The following is an 18,371-nucleotide window of genomic DNA, read 5'->3' on the forward strand; positions in this document are numbered from 1 at the left end:
AGCGGCTATGTGACGAAAACCTTGACCGCGCTCAAGGAAAGCATTGATGGCGGACCGCTTGAACTGCGTTGAATATTGACCCATGAAAAACACCCCGGTAGTTGGATGGGTGTCCAACATTTGGGGCGCAGTTCAGGATCACAGATTTTCGGTTAGCCGGGATTCTGTGGGAACAGGCGCTCCTGCGAAAGATTGGCATAATCTTCGTGCCAGTCGGCTGTGTGTAAAAACTTTTTGAAACAGCAAGAACCAAACTCGATAAGTTATGTAATACTATAACAAATCGTGTCAGGTTCTCATTCCGTGAAAGCACCTCTTGCTCCTTCCATTGCCAGCTCTGTGCTGGCTCAATCCGCCTGGAAACGTGTGCTTCTGGCGCTGGCCATGCTAGTGCTGTTGTGGGTGGCCATCGTTTGGGCGGTGGCCGTTCCATGAGCGCCGCCATTGTTTTGGACAATCTCACCGTCGCTTACGAGCGTCGTCCAGCTGTGCACCACATCAGCGGGTGCTTCGAGGCAGGCAGCCTGACGGCCATCGTTGGTCCTAATGGCGCGGGTAAATCGACCTTAATCAAAACCATCGCAGGCACCATGAAACCGGCGGCGGGACGGGTCGACCTCGGCAAAGTGGCCACTCGCACGCTGGGTTACTTGCCGCAAGCGGCCGAGATTGATCGCAGTTTCCCGTTAAGCGTCTCTGACACCGTGGCTATGGGAGCGTGGCGCAGCATTGGCCCTTTCCGTGGTCTCAGTCGCGATCAAAGTAAACTCACCCAAGACGCGCTACTGGCGGTTGGCCTGGAAGGGTTTGAGACACGCAGCGTTGGCTCGCTGTCTTCGGGACAGTTTCAACGGGTGCTGTTTGCGCGGTTGCTACTGCAAGATGCTGCGGTAATCCTGCTGGACGAGCCATTCACCGCTATTGATGCTCGTACCACACGCGATCTGTTGGAGCTGGTGCGCGTCTGGCACGGGCAAGGACGTACGGTAATTGCTGTTCTTCACGACCTGGAGCAAGTTCGCCAGCACTTCCCGCAAACATTATTGATGGCTCGGGAGAGCATTGCTTGGGGCGCCACCGCAGAAGTACTTAGCGTCGAAAACCTGCGTAAGGCCCGTAATATGGCCGAATTCTGGAGTGCTGACGCTGACCTGTGCGATACCCATGAAGATAATGCCGCAGGTGGTCGGTCATGATGTTGTACACGACGTTGGTCGAACCCTTTGTTGAGTTCGGTTTTATGCGCCGCGCACTGGTCGCGTGCCTGGCACTGGGAATCGGCTCGGGGCCAGTGGGTGTGCTCTTGATGTTGCGGCGCATGAGTCTGGTCGGCGATGCCATGAGTCACGCAGTGTTGCCGGGAGCGGCGGTGGGCTTTTTATTCGCTGGCCTCTCTTTGCCCGCCATGGGCTTTGGCGGATTAATTGCCGGCTTGGCAGTCGCGTTGTTGTCCGGATTGGTCAGCCGACTTACCGCTTTGCGTGAAGACGCAAGTTTTGCCAGCTTCTACCTGACCTCGCTGGCGGCAGGCGTACTGATCGTTTCCCTCCACGGTTCCAATGTCGACTTACTGCACGTGCTGTTCGGCACCATTCTCGCCATCGACTCCAACGCAATCTACATGGTCGGCGCGATTGCCTCCTTCACCCTTATCCTGCTCGCACTCATCTATCGACCTCTGGTGTTGGAGTGTTTTGATCCCGGTTTCCTGAGGGCGGTGGGCGGTCGAGGCTCGCTTTACCATGTGCTCTTTCTGCTGTTAGTGGTGCTCAATCTAGTCGCCGGATTCCAGGCGCTAGGCACCTTAATGGCGGTGGGAATGATGATGCTTCCGGCCACGGCGGCGCGCTTCTGGGCCACATCCTTGAGCGCATTGATGATGATTTCGACACTGGTGGCGACGCTCTCCGGTCTCATTGGCCTGATCGTGTCCTATCACTTAGGCGTCGCTTCGGGTCCAGCCATCGTGCTGACTGCAAGTGCGTTTTATGGCTTCTCGTTGTTGTTCGGACGCAGCGGTATTCTGCGCCGATTGTTCCCCAAACCTCACTTGGCTAACTAACCCAACGTCCTAACGCTGTTTCTTAACGCACTTCGAGGATCAACATGAAACAACCAATGCTATCGGGCGCCGTGGCAGCCATTATGCTGTCCGTTTTTTCTAGTTTCGTTTCGGCCAAACCGCTAGAAGCGGTGGCTTCCTTCACTGTCATTGCCGATATGGTGCACAACGTTGGCGGTGATCGGGTTCACGTCACTTCGCTGATTGGCCCCAATGGCGACCCGCATGTGTACGAGCCAACCCCGGCCGCCGCTCAGGCACTGAAAAACGCCGATCTGGCGTTCGTCAGTGGTTTGAATCTGGAAGGTTGGCTGGATCGCTTGATAAAAGCGTCTGGTTATCGCGGTGAGCCTGTGGTGCTATCTACCGGCATTAAAACCCGCAGCATGGAAGAAGACGGCAAGCGCGTCACTGACCCGCATGCTTGGAACAGCGCAGCCAATGGTGTGGTTTACGCACGCAATATCATTGCTGCGCTGAAGAAGGCAGACCCTGATGGCGCCAGTGTGTATCAAGCCAACGGCGACCGTTATATCGCCCAATTGCAAGAGCTCGATGCCTACGCTCGCGCTCAAGTCCGAGCGATTCCTCCGGCTCAGCGCAAAGTTCTGACTTCCCATGACGCATTCGGTTATTTCGGCGATGCGTACGGCGTGACCTTCCTTTCACCAGTGGGTTTTTCAACCGAAGCGGAGCCGTCGGCGGCCGACGTTTCAAAGTTGATTCGTCAGATCAAGAGCGAGCACGTCAGCGCTTATTTCTTCGAAAACTCTGGTGATCCGCGCCTAGTCAAACAAATCGCAGCCGCCAGCGGCGCCCAACCCGGCGGTGAGCTTTACGTCGAAGCACTATCCCCTGCGGATGGCCCAGCGGCGACTTATGCACAGATGTTTCGCTACAACGTGGATAAATTAACGGCGGCTATGCGGGGCAAATAACCTGCACAAAATCGACCCTCGCGGGCTACGGTTTCACACAGTCGGCGTAGGGTCTCGCTCATTGGCTTCGAAAATTTTGTCATCCGCAAAGTGGATACGCGCGACGATAGCTGGATGCGGTGCCGCTTTTAAAATATTAAAAACGAATGTGCTTATACCTGCTGCTCAACTTTTGGAAACAGCGCATTGCCGCAACGAGCGCAGAACGACGCTTCATTTTCGTGGTTGGATTTGGCACACACCGGGCATTGATGTTCAAGGTCGCCACCGCGCATGGCGTTGGCCAGTTCGGCAGTGAAAATGCCAGTGGGCACGGCAATGATTGAATAACCGGTAATCATCAACAGCGACGCTAACATTTGTCCTGCTGGCGTCTTCGGTACGATATCGCCGAAGCCGACGGTGGTCATCGTGACAATGGCCCAATAGATGCCGACCGGAATACTGGTGTAACCATTCTCCGGCCCTTCGATCACATACATCAACGTGCCAAATATGATCACCAAGGTGGAAATCGTGGCGAGAAACACAATGATTTTTTGCTTGCTGCCGCGCAATGCCAGCAGCAAGAAGTTGGCTTGTTTCAAGTAGGGACTAAGCTTGAGCACTCGAAAGATTCGCAGCATCCGAATGATTCGAATGATCAGCAAATATTGTGCATCAGCGTAATACAGCGCAAGGATTCCCGGCAAAATTGCCAGCAGATCGACTAGCCCATAAAAGCTGAAGGCATAACGCATTGGTTTCGGTGAGCAATACAACCGCAGGGCATACTCGATAGCGAATACGATGGTAAAGCCCCACTCGATATAGGAAAAGAAATCGATGTAGTGGCGATGAATGCTGTCGATACTGTCGATGATGACGATGAATAGGCTGCATAAGATGATCAGCAACAAGGCCGTGTCGAAGCGACGGCCCGCGGCAGTGTCTGTGTGGAAAATGATGATGCGTAGCTGTTCCCGCCAGCCGGTGTTGCTGTCCATGGGTCAATTCCAAAGTGAATATTCGCAAAGCCTGGAGCTTTCGGCTCACCAGCGCAAGCGGTGATCGGACGCCGACTGTCGCAGCAAGCGAGCGCTTGCCTGAACCAGCCAGCAGGCAAGCACAAACGGAGCGGTCAAGGTCGGTAGTCCCAACTGTGAAAATCCCGGCTGCAAGACAATCGCCAAAGCGATGGCGAATATAGGCAGCCATGGTCTATTGCGCTGATGACTGAACGCCAGACCGGCCAGTGCCGGGTTATAGCTGGCAAGCCCTAACAGCGCGCTAGAGGGTTCATTTTGTAAAAGCGCGACGGCGATTCCACCGATGCAGCCAAGCAAGGCCCAAAAGGCTGCGCGTCGATCAGCAATGAGCAGTCCAGCGCCGATCATCAGCCCTGCCAGTGGCTGATCGAGCAAAAATACTTGGCCCAGGCCCTGAGGCACGGCGTTTAGTAATGTGCTGCCAGTGTTTTCTGCGGGTATATGCGGCATCACAAAAGCGAGTAGCAGCCAGCTGATCAGCACAAACGGCGTGGTGTAAACCTTCAGGCAGTGCGCCTGCTTGGTGTGCTCCAGCCAGTGGTGCATGAACATTGCGCTCAAACCGCCGCAGGCAATAATCAGCAATGGCACCAGGGGTGACCAAGGCAGTTGATGGCACAGCAACACGCCTATCAACACTCCGTTATAACTGTAGAGCCCGGCCTGGCGCTCGGCTTTATCATAGCCGCGCTGTTGTGCGGTGAGTAAACCAGCTATCGCACCGAGTAACGCGCCGCCGAGCAACGCGGGTGCGGTGAGAAGAATTGCAAGGAGGCAAAGCAGTCCGCAAGAAGGATGACGTTGTAGTAGAACTTGGCTGAAGCCATTGAGGATGGCTTCAGCCCAGTCCGGGCAAGAAATTTGGTTCATGAGATATTTTTTTGTGATCAATTATTTTTATAGTTGTATACAATATTTGTCGTGGGCGAAGTGTATTCACGACCAGTCACCTTGGTCAAACCATTTTTCTGTCTGTGAAAATGCTGCCCCGCCTGCAACACCGCGTGTTCACGCAGTAAACACAAGGCCTCGAATCTTAGCCGTCGGCAGCTCCTACAAAATTATCTTTTAATCAATAAGCCTATTTGTCGAGCTCACAACCCTTGAGCACCAACCTGATGATGGTCTCGGCGGCGGCGTCATAGTCGCTGTCTTCGAGTTTTGGTTTGCCGGTAACCGTGGAGATTTGCCAGTCGAAGTCGGCGTAGGTTTGGGTCGCCGCCCAGATGGTGAACATCAGGTGGTGGGGGTCCAGCGGGGCAATTTGGCCGCTGTCGATCCAGGACTGGATGCATTCGATGTTGTACTTTGCCTGCTCGTTGAGCTGCCCGACTTGTTCGGCGGTCAAGTGCGGGGCGCCATGCATGATTTCGCTGGCAAATACTTTTGAAGCGTGGGGCAGGTCGCGGGAGATCCGAATTTTCGAGCGGATGTAGCCGCTGAGTACCTCGGCCGGCACACCGTCCCGATTAAAGGGCGTTGAAGCTTGCAGGATAGGCTCAATGATACTTTCGAGCACCTCGCGGTAGAGGTTTTCTTTGGATTTGAAGTAGTAGTAAACATTGGGCTTTGGCAGCCCGGCCTTAGCCGCGATGTCGCTGGTTTTAGTGGCGGCGAAGCCCTTGTCGGCGAACTCTTCACTGGCTGCGTTAAGGATCAGTTCTTTGTTTCGCTCGCGAATGCTGCTCATAAACCAGAAAATTCCTTGCCAGTGCCGACGGTTGCGCATGGTAGCACCGGCTTTACGGCAGTCTCAAGAATGCCCGGCACTGCGCGTCGCTCCCAACTTAGAATTTCCCACAGTTTGCGTAATGGCACGCATCCTGTGGGAGTCGGCTTACCTGCGAAATGGCGTCAGGAATCAGAACATCACTTTAACCAATAAGCTCGCTGTGTTTTGGTTAGTATCGAAATTCTTGCTATTTTCAATCCCGTATTTGTTGCTCCAATAGTCATATTCGACACCGACATACAGCTGCTTTTCGCCCAGGCTCATGGCTTTACCCAAGTCATATTTAATCTGCGGATTGAAGTGCAAGTTAGCGTGGTAAGTACCGCGAGCGTTGTTGTCGTTATCCACGACCCAGTCCATGAAACCATCAATTAGTATGTCCGACCCGCGTACTGGAATGGTGTAGGACCAAACAGGCGTTATCTGCCACACATTGTTCCCCGGCCGCGTACCGTCAGGATGACGCTGGAAGAAGTTCAGTTGAAAGTAGTCGAAGCCCGGAATCGCCAGGTCGAAACCCGGACCTATCAGATAGGACTCGACGTTGCCTTTGCCAAACTCATACGTCATCGCTAGCAGCACGTCTTTGATCGGACCGAACTCGAATTTCTGACCAAAAATCTTGCCCAGTGACAGGCGCGGGGTGAACTCGCCATACATCCCGAAATGACCGACTTGGCTGTCCGGTTTGCCGTTGTAAAACGTGTTGTCGACAAACAGAAAGTTATCGCCGTACTTCCAGCCGTCAGCATGTTCGAAGGTGAAGGTCTGTTGTGTTTCCGGGTTGACGGCGTAGTTCTGGCCCCACAGATACGTCAGGCTGTTGCTTTGCCATTGCACAAGGTCGCCGGCCATGGTTTGGCCGGCAGCGAACAGGATACCGGCAGCGATCAGGCTGCTGGCGACCAGGCGAGAAAAAATAAGAGTCATGCGGGTTGCTCCCAGGGGTTGAGTGGCTTGGTTTTTATTAAGTAGCGCTCTGTGACGGCGCTTTTTTTCCGCTGTTTCAAGGGTGAATTTTTGACATGGCTTCGCCATGACCGACGGACAAGCAACGGTCCGTCAGCCGAGGCGATCTGTTTCAGGTGGTTTAGCTAGAGGCGATCAATGCGGGTGCGCAGCCTTGTTCATGGCTTCGCGCTCAGCCCCCCCGAGTACGTTGAACAGCAAGTTCAACAACACTGCACTGAGTGCGGCGAGGGCGATGCCGCTGTGGGTAATCGGCCCCATCCATAATGGCAGGTGCGCGAAGAACTCCGGTCGTACCACTGGGATCAAGCCCATGCCGATGCTGACGGCGACCAGTAATTGGTTACGTCGGTCACCGATGTCGGCTTCTTGAAGGATCTTAATCCCTGTCGCAGCCACCATGCCAAACATGGCGATGGCCGCGCCGCCTAGCACCGCAGGTGGAATGGATGCCACCAGAAACGCCGCTTTCGGCAGCAAGCTCAAACTGATCAGGAAGCCGCCCGCCACCACCGTCACGTAGCGGCAGCGCACGCCAGTCATTTGCACCAGACCGATGTTTTGGGCGAACGACGAGTGGGTGAAGGTATTAAGAAAACCAGCGAGAAACGAGGCCGCCGCGTCGCACATCAGGCCGCGTCGAAGCATGCCGGGGGTGACTTCGCGGTCGGTGATTTTGCCCAGCGCGAGAAACATTCCAGTGGACTCGACGAAGATAATTACCACCACCAGGCACATGGACAAGATCGGTGCGAGGTGAAATTCCGGCATGCCGAAATGCAGCGGTGTGACCACCCTGACCCATGGCGATTGAGCCAGGCCCGTGAGGTCGACCATGCCAATCAAACCCGAGATCACATAACCCATGCCCATACCGATCAGCACCGAAATGTTGACCCAAAAGCCCCGCATGAAGCGGTTGATCAGCAGGATAGTCGCCAGCACCAAGGCCGCTACCGCGAGGTAGACCGGTTCACCGAAGCTCACCGCTTTGCTGCCACCCCCGGCCCAGTTTACGGCGACCGGGAACAAGGACAAGCCGATGGAGGTAATGACGGTACCGGTCACCAGCGGCGGAAAGAAGCGCACGATTTTCGACATGAACGGGGCGATCAGCATCCCGAAAAAACCGGCGGCGATGGTCGCGCCGAAGATCCCGGTGAGGCCAACGCCGGGCATGCCCGCCATGGCTACCATGCTGCCGACGGCGGCGAAACTGGCGCCCATCATGATCGGCATGCGAATCCCCAACGGCCCAATGCCCAGCGACTGCACCACCGTGGCAATACCGGCAACCAATAGGTCGGCGTTGATCAAAAAGGCGATTTCTTCACGGGACAGACCAGCCGCCTGGCCGATGATCAACGGCACCGCAACAGCGCCGCCGTACATCAATAAGACGTGTTGCAAGCCCACCAGAATCATTTGCAGCAGGGGCAAAGGCTGTCGTGGCGGCGCGGTTGGAATCCGCGCGTGATTTGACTCGGACATGCAACACCTCGTTATTTTTATTTTGGGGAGTGGCGGGGTAGCGGAGCGCTAAGCGGCAAGCGTTCCAATCTGTAGCGCTCTTGCCGCTTGCAGCTTAAAGCCTAGTGCTCCTTCAGTTCGTCCTTGCTCCCTGATCGATCCACGCGCCGAGCAGATCGCGTTCTTTTTGGGTCATTTGCGTGATGTTGCCCAGCGGCATGACTTGCGAAATAACTGCCTGAGCTTGAATGCGCGGGGCCATTTGCTGGATTTGTTGTGCGGTGTCGAACATCACTCCGGCCGGTGCCGCGCTGAACAACGGGCTGGTGGGGTTGGCAGAGTGGCACACGGCACAGCGCTCTTTGATCACGCTGTGAACAGCGTTGAAATCGGGTCCAACTGCTTGGGTCGCGACGGGTGCTGCGGCGACGGCTGCAGCAGGATCGGCTCTATGGCCCCCCAACGCGGTTTCTGGTAGAGGTTGGTATTCGATTTTTGCCGGACCCGCCACGTCTGGGGCTTTCGATATCGGCGTCGGCCCCGTGACATAGGCCATGCAGATCATGCCCAGCGCCGCTACCGGTAAGGTCCAGGCAAATTTATGGCTGTTGTGACGGGTGTTGAAATAGTGACGCACTAACACCGCCATCACCGCGATACCGGCCAGGATCAACCAGTTGTACTGGCTGCCGTAGGTGCTCGGAAAGTGGTTGCTGATCATGATGAACAGCACGGGCAAGGTGAAATAGTTGTTGTGCCGCGAGCGCAGCAAGCCTTTGGCTGGCAGGGCAGGGTCCGGGGTGCGGTTCTCGGCGATGGCCGCGACCAATGCTCTTTGCACCGGCATGATGACGCGGAACACGTTACCGACCATGATCGTGCCGATGATGGCGCCGACGTGCAGATACGCACCGCGTCCGCTGAATATTTTGCTGAACCCGAACGCAGCAGCAATCAGCAGCACGAACAGCACTAGGCCGAGCAGGGCAGGGCGTTTGCCCAACGCAGAATCACACAGCGCCTCATAAATGAACCAACCGGCGATCAGCGAACTGATGCCGATAGCCACGCCTTCAATGCCCGTCAGGCCACTGCCGGGGGCCAGCAAATACAGGGTCGGGTTGGCGTAAAACACCACGCACAGCAACGCGATTCCGGACATCCAAGTGAAATACGCTTCCCATTTGAACCAGTGCAAGTTATCCGGCATGGTCGGGGGCGCGAGTTTGTATTTTTCCAGGTGGTAGATGCCGCCACCGTGAATCGCCCACAAGTCGCCTGCCAGCCCGTCACGCGGGTTAACCCGGTTCAGGTTGTTTTCCAGCCAGACAAAATAGAACGAGGCGCCGATCCAGGCCACGCCGGTAATCATATGAATCCAACGCACGCTTAGATTCAGCCATTCCATCAAATGTGCTTGCACGGTATCTACCTCTGAATCTTGCCGGCCACCACTACGGGTGTTCAGGCCTTTCTTATTGGTGGGCGAGGATCAATTTCTGACCCTCCTCGAAAAAATGCTCGTCGCAGTTATTGCCTGTTCCACTGCGATCAACCACCAGGAAGTCATCCCGCTTTTCGATCGTCAGCACCGGGTGGTGCCAAACGCCGCGATGGTAATTAATGCCCTGCCTGCCATTACTGACAAAGGCGCGGACCAACTCTGATGCAGGTGCATCGCCAACCGGCGCGACCACGATCAGAAAGGGGTGGCCGAGCAGCGGTATGAACGCTTGGCTGCCCAGCGGATGCCGTTCCAACATGCACACGGTCAACGGCATCGGCAGCGCTTCGGCGCGGAAGATACTGATGATCGCTTTATCCTCCGGCGTGGCGGTTTCGACGTCTGCCAGCCTGTGAAAACGCATGGTCGTGCCGTTGTTGATCATGAAGTGATCGCTGCCATCGGTTTCGATAACATCACCGAATGGGGCGAAAGCTTCTTTGGTCAGGGGCTCGATCACTAAGGTGCGCATGGTGGTTTTATCTCTGAATACGTTGTTGTTTGTTCAATTTATTCGCGGGGCTCGACGCTATTTCGCCACTTTACCCAGCACCCGCAACCGACTCACACCCCCATCCGGGAATACATTCAGGCGGATGTGGGTGATTGGGCCCAGGGCCTTGATCTGTTCGGCAAAGCTGTGTTCGGCGTGCATTTCCAGTTTCTGTGCCGGCAGCAGTTCACGCCAGAACAAGCTCTGGGTTTCGATCTGACTGTCGGTACCGCCTTTGACGAATGCGCCTTGAATCGAGCAGGTGTCCGGGTAATTACCCTTGAAGTGCAGGGTGTCGACAACCACTTGCTCAATCATCCCAGCATGGCCCAAGGCAATGATCACCCAATCGTTGCCCGGTGTCCGACGCCGTGCGGTCTCCCAGCCGTCGCCCATGTTCACGCCACGGCCAGGATTGAGAATGTTGCTCATGCGCCCGAAGTGTTCATCGGAGCAGGCCAGCGCCCGACCGCCGTTCAATGCTGCGGCGAGGTCGATCTGTTCGCTATCACCGACGGTTGACCAATCACGAAACGGCACGCCATACACCCGCAAACGCGCCACACCGCCGTCCGGGTAAATATTGAAACGCAAATGGCTGTACGCCTGATCATTGTTGATGGCGTGGTAGTGATGGCTGTCGCCTTTGAGCTCGACAGCGGGCAGCACTTCAGTCCATTGGGTTTTTTCGTCCGGCTCGCCGGAGGTCAAGAAGCAGGCTTCCAGTGAGGCCGATGGCGGATAATTGCCGGTGAAGAATGCGGTGTCGATGTCCACGCCTTTAATCGAGCCGGGCACACCCAAGCGAATGATCGCGGTGTCGTAACCTTCAAAGCGTTTGCGGCGTGACTCCCAGCCGTCCATCCATTTGCCGTTGTCATCAAACACGCCTTCTTTCCACACCGCAGGGGTGGGCTGGAACAAGCGGTTGGCGTCGGCGAACCAGTCATCGGTCACCGAGACAATGGTGGTGCCCAGACGGGCATCGGCCAGGTTGACGAACTTCTCGAACGGTGCGGCGTAAGCTTTCATTGATCTTGTCTGCCTTTTTTAGAATTGGCGTGGGATAGGCGCGGTCAGAGGGCTTGCAAGCGGAACATCGCGATCTTGTTGATCTCGGCCAAGGCGCAGGCGAACTCAGTCTCGACCGAGTGATGGATGCGCGTTTCGAAGGCGGCGAGGATCTGATGCCGGTCACTGCCTTTCACCGCCATGATGAAGGGAAACGCGAACGAGGCTTTGTAGGCGTCGTTCAGCTCGGTGAAGCGTTGGAACTCTTCGGCCGAGCATTGGTGGATACCGGCGCCAGCTTGCTCGTGGGTGCTGGCTTCGGTCAGTTGGCCTTGCACGGCGGCTTTGCCGGCAAGGTCCGGGTGAGCGTTGATCAGCGCCAGTTGCCGGGCGTGATCAGCACTTAACAGGATGTCGCTCATGCGGGCGTGCAGGGTTTCGATCTGGTCCAGATCGGCGTCGTGACCCAGGTCGTAGGCCATTTCCGCAACCCACGCTGAATGCTCGTAAACGTCAGCGAAGGCGGCGACGAATTCATCGCGGCTCAGGGTCGACGGTGTCAGGGTTTGGAAATGAGTCATTTCGCTGTCTGTCCTTTTTTACAGGCTGTCGCTTGATACGGATGTTCAGCGTGCCAATGGCGCGCGATGTCTACCCGGCGACTGAACCAAACCTGCTCGTGACCTTTGGCGTACTCGAGGAAGCGTTTCAGCGCGCCCAAGCGGGCCGGGCGCCCGATCAGGCGGCAGTGCAAACCGATCGAGAGCATCTTCGGTGCCTCGGCGCCTTCGGCATACAGCACATCGAAAGCGTCCTTGAGGTACTGAAAAAACTGCTCGCCGTTGTTAAAGCCCTGGGCCTGAGTAAAACGCATGTCGTTGGTGTCGAGGGTGTACGGAATTACCAGGTGCGGCTTGTCAGTGGGGTTGTTCGGTTCCCAGTAGGGCAGGTCATCGTCATAGGTGTCCGAGTCATACAAGAAGCCGCCTTCCTCCATGACCAACCGACGGGTGTTAGGACCGGTACGACCGGTGTACCAACCCAGCGGACGCTCGCCGCTGATCTCGGTGAGGATGCGGACCGCTTCAAGCATGTGTTCACGCTCTTGGGCTTGGTCCATGTACTGATAGTCGATCCAACGGTAGCCGTGGCTGCAAATCTCATGACCGGCTTCAACCATGGCGCGGATCACCTCCGGATGACGCTGCGCGGCCATGGCTACGGCAAAAACAGTCAGCGGAATATCGAACGCCTTGAACAGCTTGAGCACTCGCCAGACACCCGCGCGGCTGCCATATTCGTAGAGCGACTCCATGCTCAAGTTGCGCTCGCCCTGCAGCGGTTGCGCCGAGACCATTTCCGACAGGAAGGACTCGGATTCGCTATCGCCGTGCAAAATATTACGCTCGCCGCCTTCTTCGTAATTCAGTACGAACGACAAGGCGATGCGGGCATTCCCTGGCCAGTGGGGATGGGGTGGGTTATTGCCGTAACCGATCAGGTCGCGTGGATAATCAGCACTCACTGCGCTCTTCCTTCTGTACGTGTTGTCAGTGGCAGTGGTTGCCGGGTCAATCCGGGATGAGCCACCGCGATGGATCGATTGTATACAACTTATTGATCGTTTTGTAAGCCCGACTTTTCATCTTTTTCAGAATAATCTGTTTGCAAGAAACTTGCCTAATCGATCAGCTTCTAGTCCTGCGATGCTTGAACCGCTTGATTTAAGGCCAAAACGGCAGCTGTGTCGAAGTAGCAGGCGACTCAGGAAAAGGTGTGGTTTTTATTGTGTACAATTTTTATAAAAAATGTCTTAATTCCACATCGTCGCCCCGGTCAGCGCACTAGAACGGGGCGGTATTTATCCTTTAACAGACCGCGCAGGGCAGACAAACAATGGGACGACTGACGACGCATGTACTGGACGCCGCACACGGCTGCCCCGGCAGCTGCATCAAAATTGAACTGTACCGAGTCGAAGGTGACCGCCTGGAGTCAGTCGCCAAGGCCGTGACCAATAGCGACGGCCGCTGCGATGCGTCGTTGTTGGAAGGTGACGACTATCGCACTGGGGTTTATCAATTGCAGTTCCAGGCCGGTGAATATTACCGGGCTCGAGGTACGACGTTGCCCGATCAAGCCTTTCTCGACGTCGTGGTACTGCGGTTTGGCATCGACGCTACGCAAGATCATTACCATGTGCCGCTGTTGATTTCGCCTTACAGCTATTCGACCTATCGCGGTAGTTAACTACCGCTGGTCAATCTGTTTCATTTCCTCTTGCCCGCCCACACTGCGGGCTTTTTTTGGTGCGAAAAACGGTCACTGGCTTCGAGTTATCGGGCGACGGCTAACAGATCTGCCTTCACCCGATGTCGTGTGCTGCTTACAGGAATACGAACTTGGCGATGAAAATCACACACAGCGCATACAGGCTGACGGAGATTTCCTTGTGCTTGCCGGTGCCGACCTTGAGCACCACGTAGGTGATAAAGCCAAGGGCAATGCCGTCTGCGACCGAGAACGTCAACGGCATCATGATCACGGTGACGATGGCTGGAATGCTGTCGGTGGCTTCGTCCCAGTTGATGTGTGCCATGCCACCCATCATAAGCATCGCGACGTAGATCAGCGCCCCAGCAGTGGCATAGGCGGGGATCATCCCGGCCAGCGGTGCAAAAAACATTGCCACGATAAACAGCACGCCAACGGTAACTGCGGTGAGCCCGGTACGTCCTCCTGCCGCAACACCTGCGGCGCTTTCGACATAGCTGGTAACGGGAGGCACGCCGACCAGGGCGCCAAATACGCTGGAGGCACTGTCAGCCTTCAGCGCTTTGGACAGGTTTTCAATTTTTCCGTCAGGCTTCACCAGTCCTGCGCGCTGAGCAACGCCCATCAAGGTGCCTGCGGTGTCGAACATGTGCACGAACAGAAACGCCAACACCACGCTGATCATGCTGACGTTGAACACGCCCTTGACGTCCATTGCCAGCCAAGTCGGGGCCAAGCTCGGCGGGGTAGAAAAAATGCCGTTGTATTGCACCAACCCCAAACCCCAGCCGGCGAGTGTCACCGCAATAATACTGATCAGAATCGCACCGAAAACGCGGTGGTAGCTCAGCACGGCAATCATCAGAAAACAGATCGCAGCCAATAACGGCCCAGGTTCACGCAGCGAGCCAAGCTTGATCAACGTGCTGGGGCTGGCGACCACGATACCGGCGGTTTTCAAGCCAATGATGCCAAGAAACAAACCAACTCCCGCGCCCATGGCGAAACGCAAACTGATCGGGATGCTATTGAGCAGCCATTCGCGAATGCGCGACAGGGTCAGAAACATGAAGATCAAGCCGGAAATAAACACAGCACCCAGCGCGGTTTGCCAGCTGTAGCCCATGGTGCCGACCACGGTGTAGGTAAAAAAGGCATTCAAGCCCATACCCGGCGCCAAACCTACGGGCCAGTTCGCGTACAACCCCATCAACAGGCAGCCTAGCGCGGCGGCGATACAGGTAGCGACGAACGCTGCCCCGTGGTCGATGCCGGCGTCGGCCATGATATTGGGGTTGACGAAGATGATGTACGCCATGGTGATGAACGTGGTCAGGCCCGCTAGCAGTTCGGTTCTGACGGTTGTGCCATGCACACTTAGCTTGAAGACACGTTCAAGCAAGCCTGTGCTTGGCGGCGTAAGATCCAGCGTTGTTGCTTCGGATTTTCGACTTTCCACAGCAGGGGTACTCCTCAAGACTTTTATTGTTTTTCCCACGCCAGTAATAGCGCAGTGAGGTGGTGCGTTTGAGTTGATGGTTTTTTTGACCATCAAGTCAGGAATTTGCACGAGGCCGATTATGCTTTTGTATACAAAAAAAGCAAATAATGTTTTTTACGCTGTTGGCTAAATATTTAGAACTGTATGCATAACGCTGTCGATATAGCTGTCGCTATTCAACGCCAATGCACTGTGTACAATGTCCCGGTACTTTTCTGTGACTTGCCCTCGAGAACCCATGAACGAACAGTTGCAGCCCCTCAAAAAGCATCCGCGTACCCTCAAGACTGGCCGCACCGGAACCCAGGACGATATCGTTTATGCGCATATCTTTGAGGCTATTTTGGAGCAACGTCTGGCACCCGGTACGAAACTGAGTGAGGAAGCGCTGGGGGAAATTTTCGGTGTCAGCCGCACGATTATTCGTCGTGCGCTATCACGTTTGGCCCACGAAGGGGTCGTGCTGCTACGGCCAAACCGTGGCGCGGTAGTGGCCAGCCCGAGTGTGGAAGAAGCGCGTCAGGTGTTCTTTGCGCGGCGCATGGTGGAGAAGGCGATTACTGAACTGGCCGTCGAGCATGCAACGCCTGAGCAACTCGCCGAACTGCGACAGATGGTCAGCGACGAGCGCGACAGTTTTTCCCGCGGGGATCGCGGCGCGGGGATTCGTTTATCGGGGGAGTTTCACTTGAAATTGGCCGTAGCGGCGAAGAATGCGCCGCTGATCAGCTTCCAGCGCAGCCTGGTGTCGCAGACCTCATTGATCATCGCGCAGTACGAAAGCGGCAATCGCTCACACTGCTCTTACGATGAACACAACCAGTTGATCGATGCCATAGAAGCGCGCGACGCGGCATTGGCGGTGAACCTGATGATGCATCACATGGACCACATCGACAGCAAGCTCAACCTCGACGAAGACAGCGCCTCCGACGACCTGCACGCAGTGTTCTCGCACTTGATGCTGACCAAGAAAAAACCGGGTAGGAATCAGGCGGTTTAAGTCAGGAGTCCCTGTAGGAGCCAACACGTTGGCTCCTACAGATCCGCGCTGTATCAGGAGTTAGCTGAGGAATCGACCGGTTGAAATCCTGTGGGACCGAATTTATTCGGGAAGACCACGCCGCGGTCCTTCAGAAAAATCCGCGTCGGTGACTAGTCGCGCTTGTGCACTCGCTGCCCGGCCGAGTAGGTCTCCAGCACGGTTCGGTCATCCCCCAGGGTGGTCAGCACGAACAACTTCTCCTCGATATCCTTCGCCTGTTTCAAGCGGTAGGCGAGGAGCGGCGTAGCGGTGCAATCAAGCACCACGAAGTCTGCTTCGGTTCCCGGATACAACGTGCCGATCTTGTCTTCAAGACGCAACGCCCGTGCGCCGCCCAACGTCGCCAGGTACAGCGATTTGAACGGGCTCAGTTTGGCGCCCTGGAGCTGCATCACCTTGTACGCTTCGTTCAGCGTGTGCAGCAGCGAGAAGCTCGTGCCCGCGCCGACATCGGTGCCCAAACCGATGTTGAGCTTGTGCTTCTCCGCCATGGGCAAATCAAACAAACCGCTGCCGAGGAACAGGTTAGACGTCGGGCAGAACGCCACCGCCGAACCGGTTTCCGCCAGCCTTGCGCATTCGTCGTCGCACAAGTGCACGCCATGGGCAAATACCGAGCGTTTACCGAGCAATTTGAAGTGGTCGTACACATCCAGATAATTGCTGCGTTCCGGGAACAACGCCTTCACCCACTCAACTTCTTGCAGGTTCTCGCTGATGTGCGTTTGCATATACACGTCTGGGTATTCGTCGAGCAGTTGCCCGGCCAGCGCCAATTGTTCCGGGGTGCTGGTGGGCGCGAAGCGCGGCGTTACGGCGTAGTGCAAACGACCCTTGCCGTGCCAGCGTTCGATCAACGCTTTGCTGTCGACGTAGCTGGACTCTGCGGTATCGGTCAGGTAATCCGGGGCATTGCGGTCCATCATCACCTTGCCGGCGATCATCCTCAAGTTGAGCTTCTCTGCCGCGCTGAAAAAAGCCTCCACCGAGGCCTTGTGCACACTGCCGAATACCAGCGCGGTGGTGGTGCCGTTGCGCAGCAATTCCTTGATGAAAATCTCTGATACTTCGGCCGAATGCGCCGCGTCGGCAAACTGCTTTTCGCAGGGGAAAACGTAGGTGTTCAGCCAGTCCAGCAACTGCTCGCCATAGGACCCGACCATCCCGGTCTGCGGCAAATGGATGTGGGTATCGATGAACCCGGGGGTGATCAACGCGTCCGGGTATTGCGTGACCTCGACATCACTGCCGAGCGTGCCAAGTAAATCTGCAGCGTGCCCAAGGGCGACTATGTTGCCGTCCTCGACCACCAGTAAGCCGTCGGGAAAATACTCATAGGAGGCCTCGATCACAACTTCCGCCGGATCAGCGATGCTGTGCAGAATCGCGGCGCGGTAGGCTTTTTTGATGGTGCTTGCATGGGTACTGACAGACACGGACTTCATAACACTCTCATTTATTGTTGTGCTTGGCTGCGGCGGGAGACCGGCAGCAAGTGGGCAATCGGCACGGCGTCGGCGCTGTGCTGGCCGAAATTAGCGTTGTAGGTGGCGATTACTTCAGCGGCGATGGACACGGCAATTTCGATCGGCAATTTGCCTTTGACTTCGGCCAAGCCCATTGGGCAACGAATGCGTTGCAACAGCGCGGTATCGAAACCGCGTTCACGCAAGCGATGCTCGAACTTGATGCGTTTGGTTTTTGAGCCGATCAAGCCGAAATAGGTGAAGTCGTTGCGCTTTAGGATCGCCGCCGTCAGTTCCAGATCCAGCTGATGATTGTGGGTCATGACGATGCAATAACTGCCCTTGGGCAACTGCTCGACTTCATCCACAGGCTCTTCGTTAACGATGCGTGACACACCTTCGGGAATCTGCGCAGGGAACTCATTTTCCCGGGAATCAATCCAACGTATCCGGCACGGCAGGCTCGCCAACAGCGGCACCAACGCGCGCCCCACATGGCCTGCACCAAACACTGCGATCTGCGCTTGTGGATGGCCCATGGGCTCAAACAGCAACACATTTACCCCACCGCAACACTGGCCCAGACTTGCACCGAGGCTGAAGCGTTCCAGGCGGGTGTGTTGACTGCCGCTGGCGAGCATCTCACGGGCTATTTCCATCGCCTTGTATTCCAGATGCCCGCCACCGATGGTTTCGAAGATCCGCTCGGCACTGACCACCATCTTCGAGCCAGCATTGCGCGGCGTCGAACCGCGCTCATCGATGATGGTCACCAACACACAGGGCTCGCCTTGATTTTGCAAATCGGCGAGGGCACTGATCCAGTTATCCATGTTTCTCTCCTGATCGTCTTTCAACGCCGCCAAACAACCATCTGC

The 18,371-nt window shown here is 56.0% G+C and carries 19 protein-coding genes; 6 read left to right on the plus strand and 13 right to left on the minus strand.

Going from position 1 to position 18,371, the window contains the following annotated elements; all coding sequences use genetic code 11:
* Positions 1 to 303 precede the first annotated feature (303 nt).
* From QN378_RS14465 to QN378_RS14480, 4 genes are read left to right on the plus strand one after another with little or no spacing between them, the layout of a single operon-like run.
* Positions 304 to 435, plus strand: coding sequence for a hypothetical protein (locus QN378_RS14465; protein ID WP_322204640.1), 132 nt, complete (start codon positions 304 to 306; stop codon positions 433 to 435).
* On the plus strand, positions 432 to 1,196 hold the full coding sequence (locus QN378_RS14470; RefSeq protein WP_322204638.1) for an ABC transporter ATP-binding protein: 765 nt from the start codon (positions 432 to 434) through the stop codon (positions 1,194 to 1,196). The genes QN378_RS14465 and QN378_RS14470 overlap by 4 nt, the downstream gene beginning before the upstream one ends.
* Positions 1,193 to 2,062 (plus strand): metal ABC transporter permease, encoded by an 870-nt coding sequence (locus QN378_RS14475; RefSeq protein ID WP_322204636.1) that lies wholly within the window; start codon positions 1,193 to 1,195, stop codon positions 2,060 to 2,062. Before QN378_RS14470 ends, QN378_RS14475 begins: the two co-directional genes overlap by 4 nt.
* Before the next feature lie 44 nt (positions 2,063 to 2,106).
* Complete coding sequence (locus QN378_RS14480; RefSeq protein WP_322204634.1) at positions 2,107 to 3,000, plus strand: metal ABC transporter substrate-binding protein; 894 nt, start codon at positions 2,107 to 2,109, stop codon at positions 2,998 to 3,000.
* A gap of 152 nt (positions 3,001 to 3,152) precedes the next feature.
* On the opposite strand, the gene QN378_RS14485 is transcribed toward QN378_RS14480, so the two are convergent.
* The 10 genes from QN378_RS14485 to puuE form a co-directional block, all read right to left on the minus strand.
* Positions 3,153 to 3,986 carry an ion transporter gene (locus QN378_RS14485; RefSeq protein WP_323547342.1) on the minus strand — a complete coding sequence of 278 codons (834 nt, stop codon included), beginning with the start codon at positions 3,984 to 3,986 and terminating at the stop codon, positions 3,153 to 3,155.
* Positions 3,987 to 4,031: 45 nt separating this feature from the next.
* Complete coding sequence (locus QN378_RS14490; RefSeq protein WP_322204631.1) at positions 4,032 to 4,898, minus strand: urea transporter; 867 nt, start codon at positions 4,896 to 4,898, stop codon at positions 4,032 to 4,034.
* A 211-nt stretch (positions 4,899 to 5,109) separates the two neighbouring features.
* Entirely contained in the window at positions 5,110 to 5,718 is a 609-nt protein-coding gene (locus QN378_RS14495; RefSeq protein WP_322204630.1) for a TetR/AcrR family transcriptional regulator, read from the minus strand.
* Between the two features lie 171 nt (positions 5,719 to 5,889).
* Positions 5,890 to 6,690, minus strand: coding sequence for an outer membrane protein OmpK (locus tag QN378_RS14500; RefSeq protein ID WP_322204628.1), 801 nt, complete (start codon positions 6,688 to 6,690; stop codon positions 5,890 to 5,892).
* A 174-nt stretch (positions 6,691 to 6,864) separates the two neighbouring features.
* Entirely contained in the window at positions 6,865 to 8,220 is a 1,356-nt protein-coding gene (locus QN378_RS14505) for a nucleobase:cation symporter-2 family protein (protein ID WP_323547345.1), read from the minus strand.
* A 112-nt stretch (positions 8,221 to 8,332) separates the two neighbouring features.
* On the minus strand, positions 8,333 to 9,622 hold the full coding sequence (locus QN378_RS14510) for a urate hydroxylase PuuD (protein ID WP_322204625.1): 1,290 nt from the start codon (positions 9,620 to 9,622) through the stop codon (positions 8,333 to 8,335).
* A 52-nt stretch (positions 9,623 to 9,674) separates the two neighbouring features.
* Complete coding sequence (locus tag QN378_RS14515; RefSeq protein WP_322204623.1) at positions 9,675 to 10,175, minus strand: ureidoglycolate lyase; 501 nt, start codon at positions 10,173 to 10,175, stop codon at positions 9,675 to 9,677.
* 57 nt (positions 10,176 to 10,232) lie between these two features.
* A complete protein-coding gene (gene alc / locus QN378_RS14520) occupies positions 10,233 to 11,228 on the minus strand; it encodes an allantoicase (RefSeq protein WP_322204620.1) in 996 nt (331 codons plus the stop codon).
* Positions 11,229 to 11,272: 44 nt separating this feature from the next.
* Positions 11,273 to 11,788 (minus strand): 2-oxo-4-hydroxy-4-carboxy-5-ureidoimidazoline decarboxylase, encoded by a 516-nt coding sequence (gene uraD / locus QN378_RS14525; RefSeq protein ID WP_322204619.1) that lies wholly within the window; start codon positions 11,786 to 11,788, stop codon positions 11,273 to 11,275.
* Positions 11,785 to 12,732, minus strand: a complete 948-nt coding sequence (gene puuE, locus QN378_RS14530) for an allantoinase PuuE (protein WP_322204617.1) — start codon at positions 12,730 to 12,732, stop codon at positions 11,785 to 11,787. The genes uraD and puuE overlap by 4 nt, the downstream gene beginning before the upstream one ends.
* 371 nt (positions 12,733 to 13,103) lie before the next feature.
* Between puuE and uraH the strand changes: the two genes are divergently transcribed.
* On the plus strand, positions 13,104 to 13,457 hold the full coding sequence (gene uraH / locus QN378_RS14535; RefSeq protein WP_323547348.1) for a hydroxyisourate hydrolase: 354 nt from the start codon (positions 13,104 to 13,106) through the stop codon (positions 13,455 to 13,457).
* Between the two features lie 136 nt (positions 13,458 to 13,593).
* On the opposite strand, the gene QN378_RS14540 is transcribed toward uraH, so the two are convergent.
* A complete protein-coding gene (locus QN378_RS14540) occupies positions 13,594 to 14,940 on the minus strand; it encodes an NCS2 family permease (RefSeq protein ID WP_322204613.1) in 1,347 nt (448 codons plus the stop codon).
* Positions 14,941 to 15,220: 280 nt separating this feature from the next.
* Here QN378_RS14540 and QN378_RS14545 point away from each other — a divergent pair, with 280 nt between their 5' ends.
* Entirely contained in the window at positions 15,221 to 15,985 is a 765-nt protein-coding gene (locus QN378_RS14545) for a GntR family transcriptional regulator (RefSeq protein WP_322204611.1), read from the plus strand.
* 152 nt (positions 15,986 to 16,137) lie between these two features.
* Here the strand turns inward: QN378_RS14545 and guaD are convergent, their stop codons facing one another.
* Both guaD and xdhC read right to left on the minus strand, forming a co-directional pair.
* The gene (gene guaD, locus QN378_RS14550) at positions 16,138 to 17,472 is read right to left on the minus strand and encodes a guanine deaminase (protein ID WP_323547350.1); all 1,335 of its coding nucleotides are present in this window, start codon (positions 17,470 to 17,472) and stop codon (positions 16,138 to 16,140) included.
* 11 nt (positions 17,473 to 17,483) lie between these two features.
* Complete coding sequence (gene xdhC, locus QN378_RS14555) at positions 17,484 to 18,326, minus strand: xanthine dehydrogenase accessory protein XdhC (RefSeq protein ID WP_322204607.1); 843 nt, start codon at positions 18,324 to 18,326, stop codon at positions 17,484 to 17,486.
* Between the last annotated feature and the right edge of the window lie 45 nt (positions 18,327 to 18,371).

This window comes from Pseudomonas sp. 10S5 (assembly GCF_035019745.1).
Lineage (GTDB): Bacteria > Pseudomonadota > Gammaproteobacteria > Pseudomonadales > Pseudomonadaceae > Aquipseudomonas.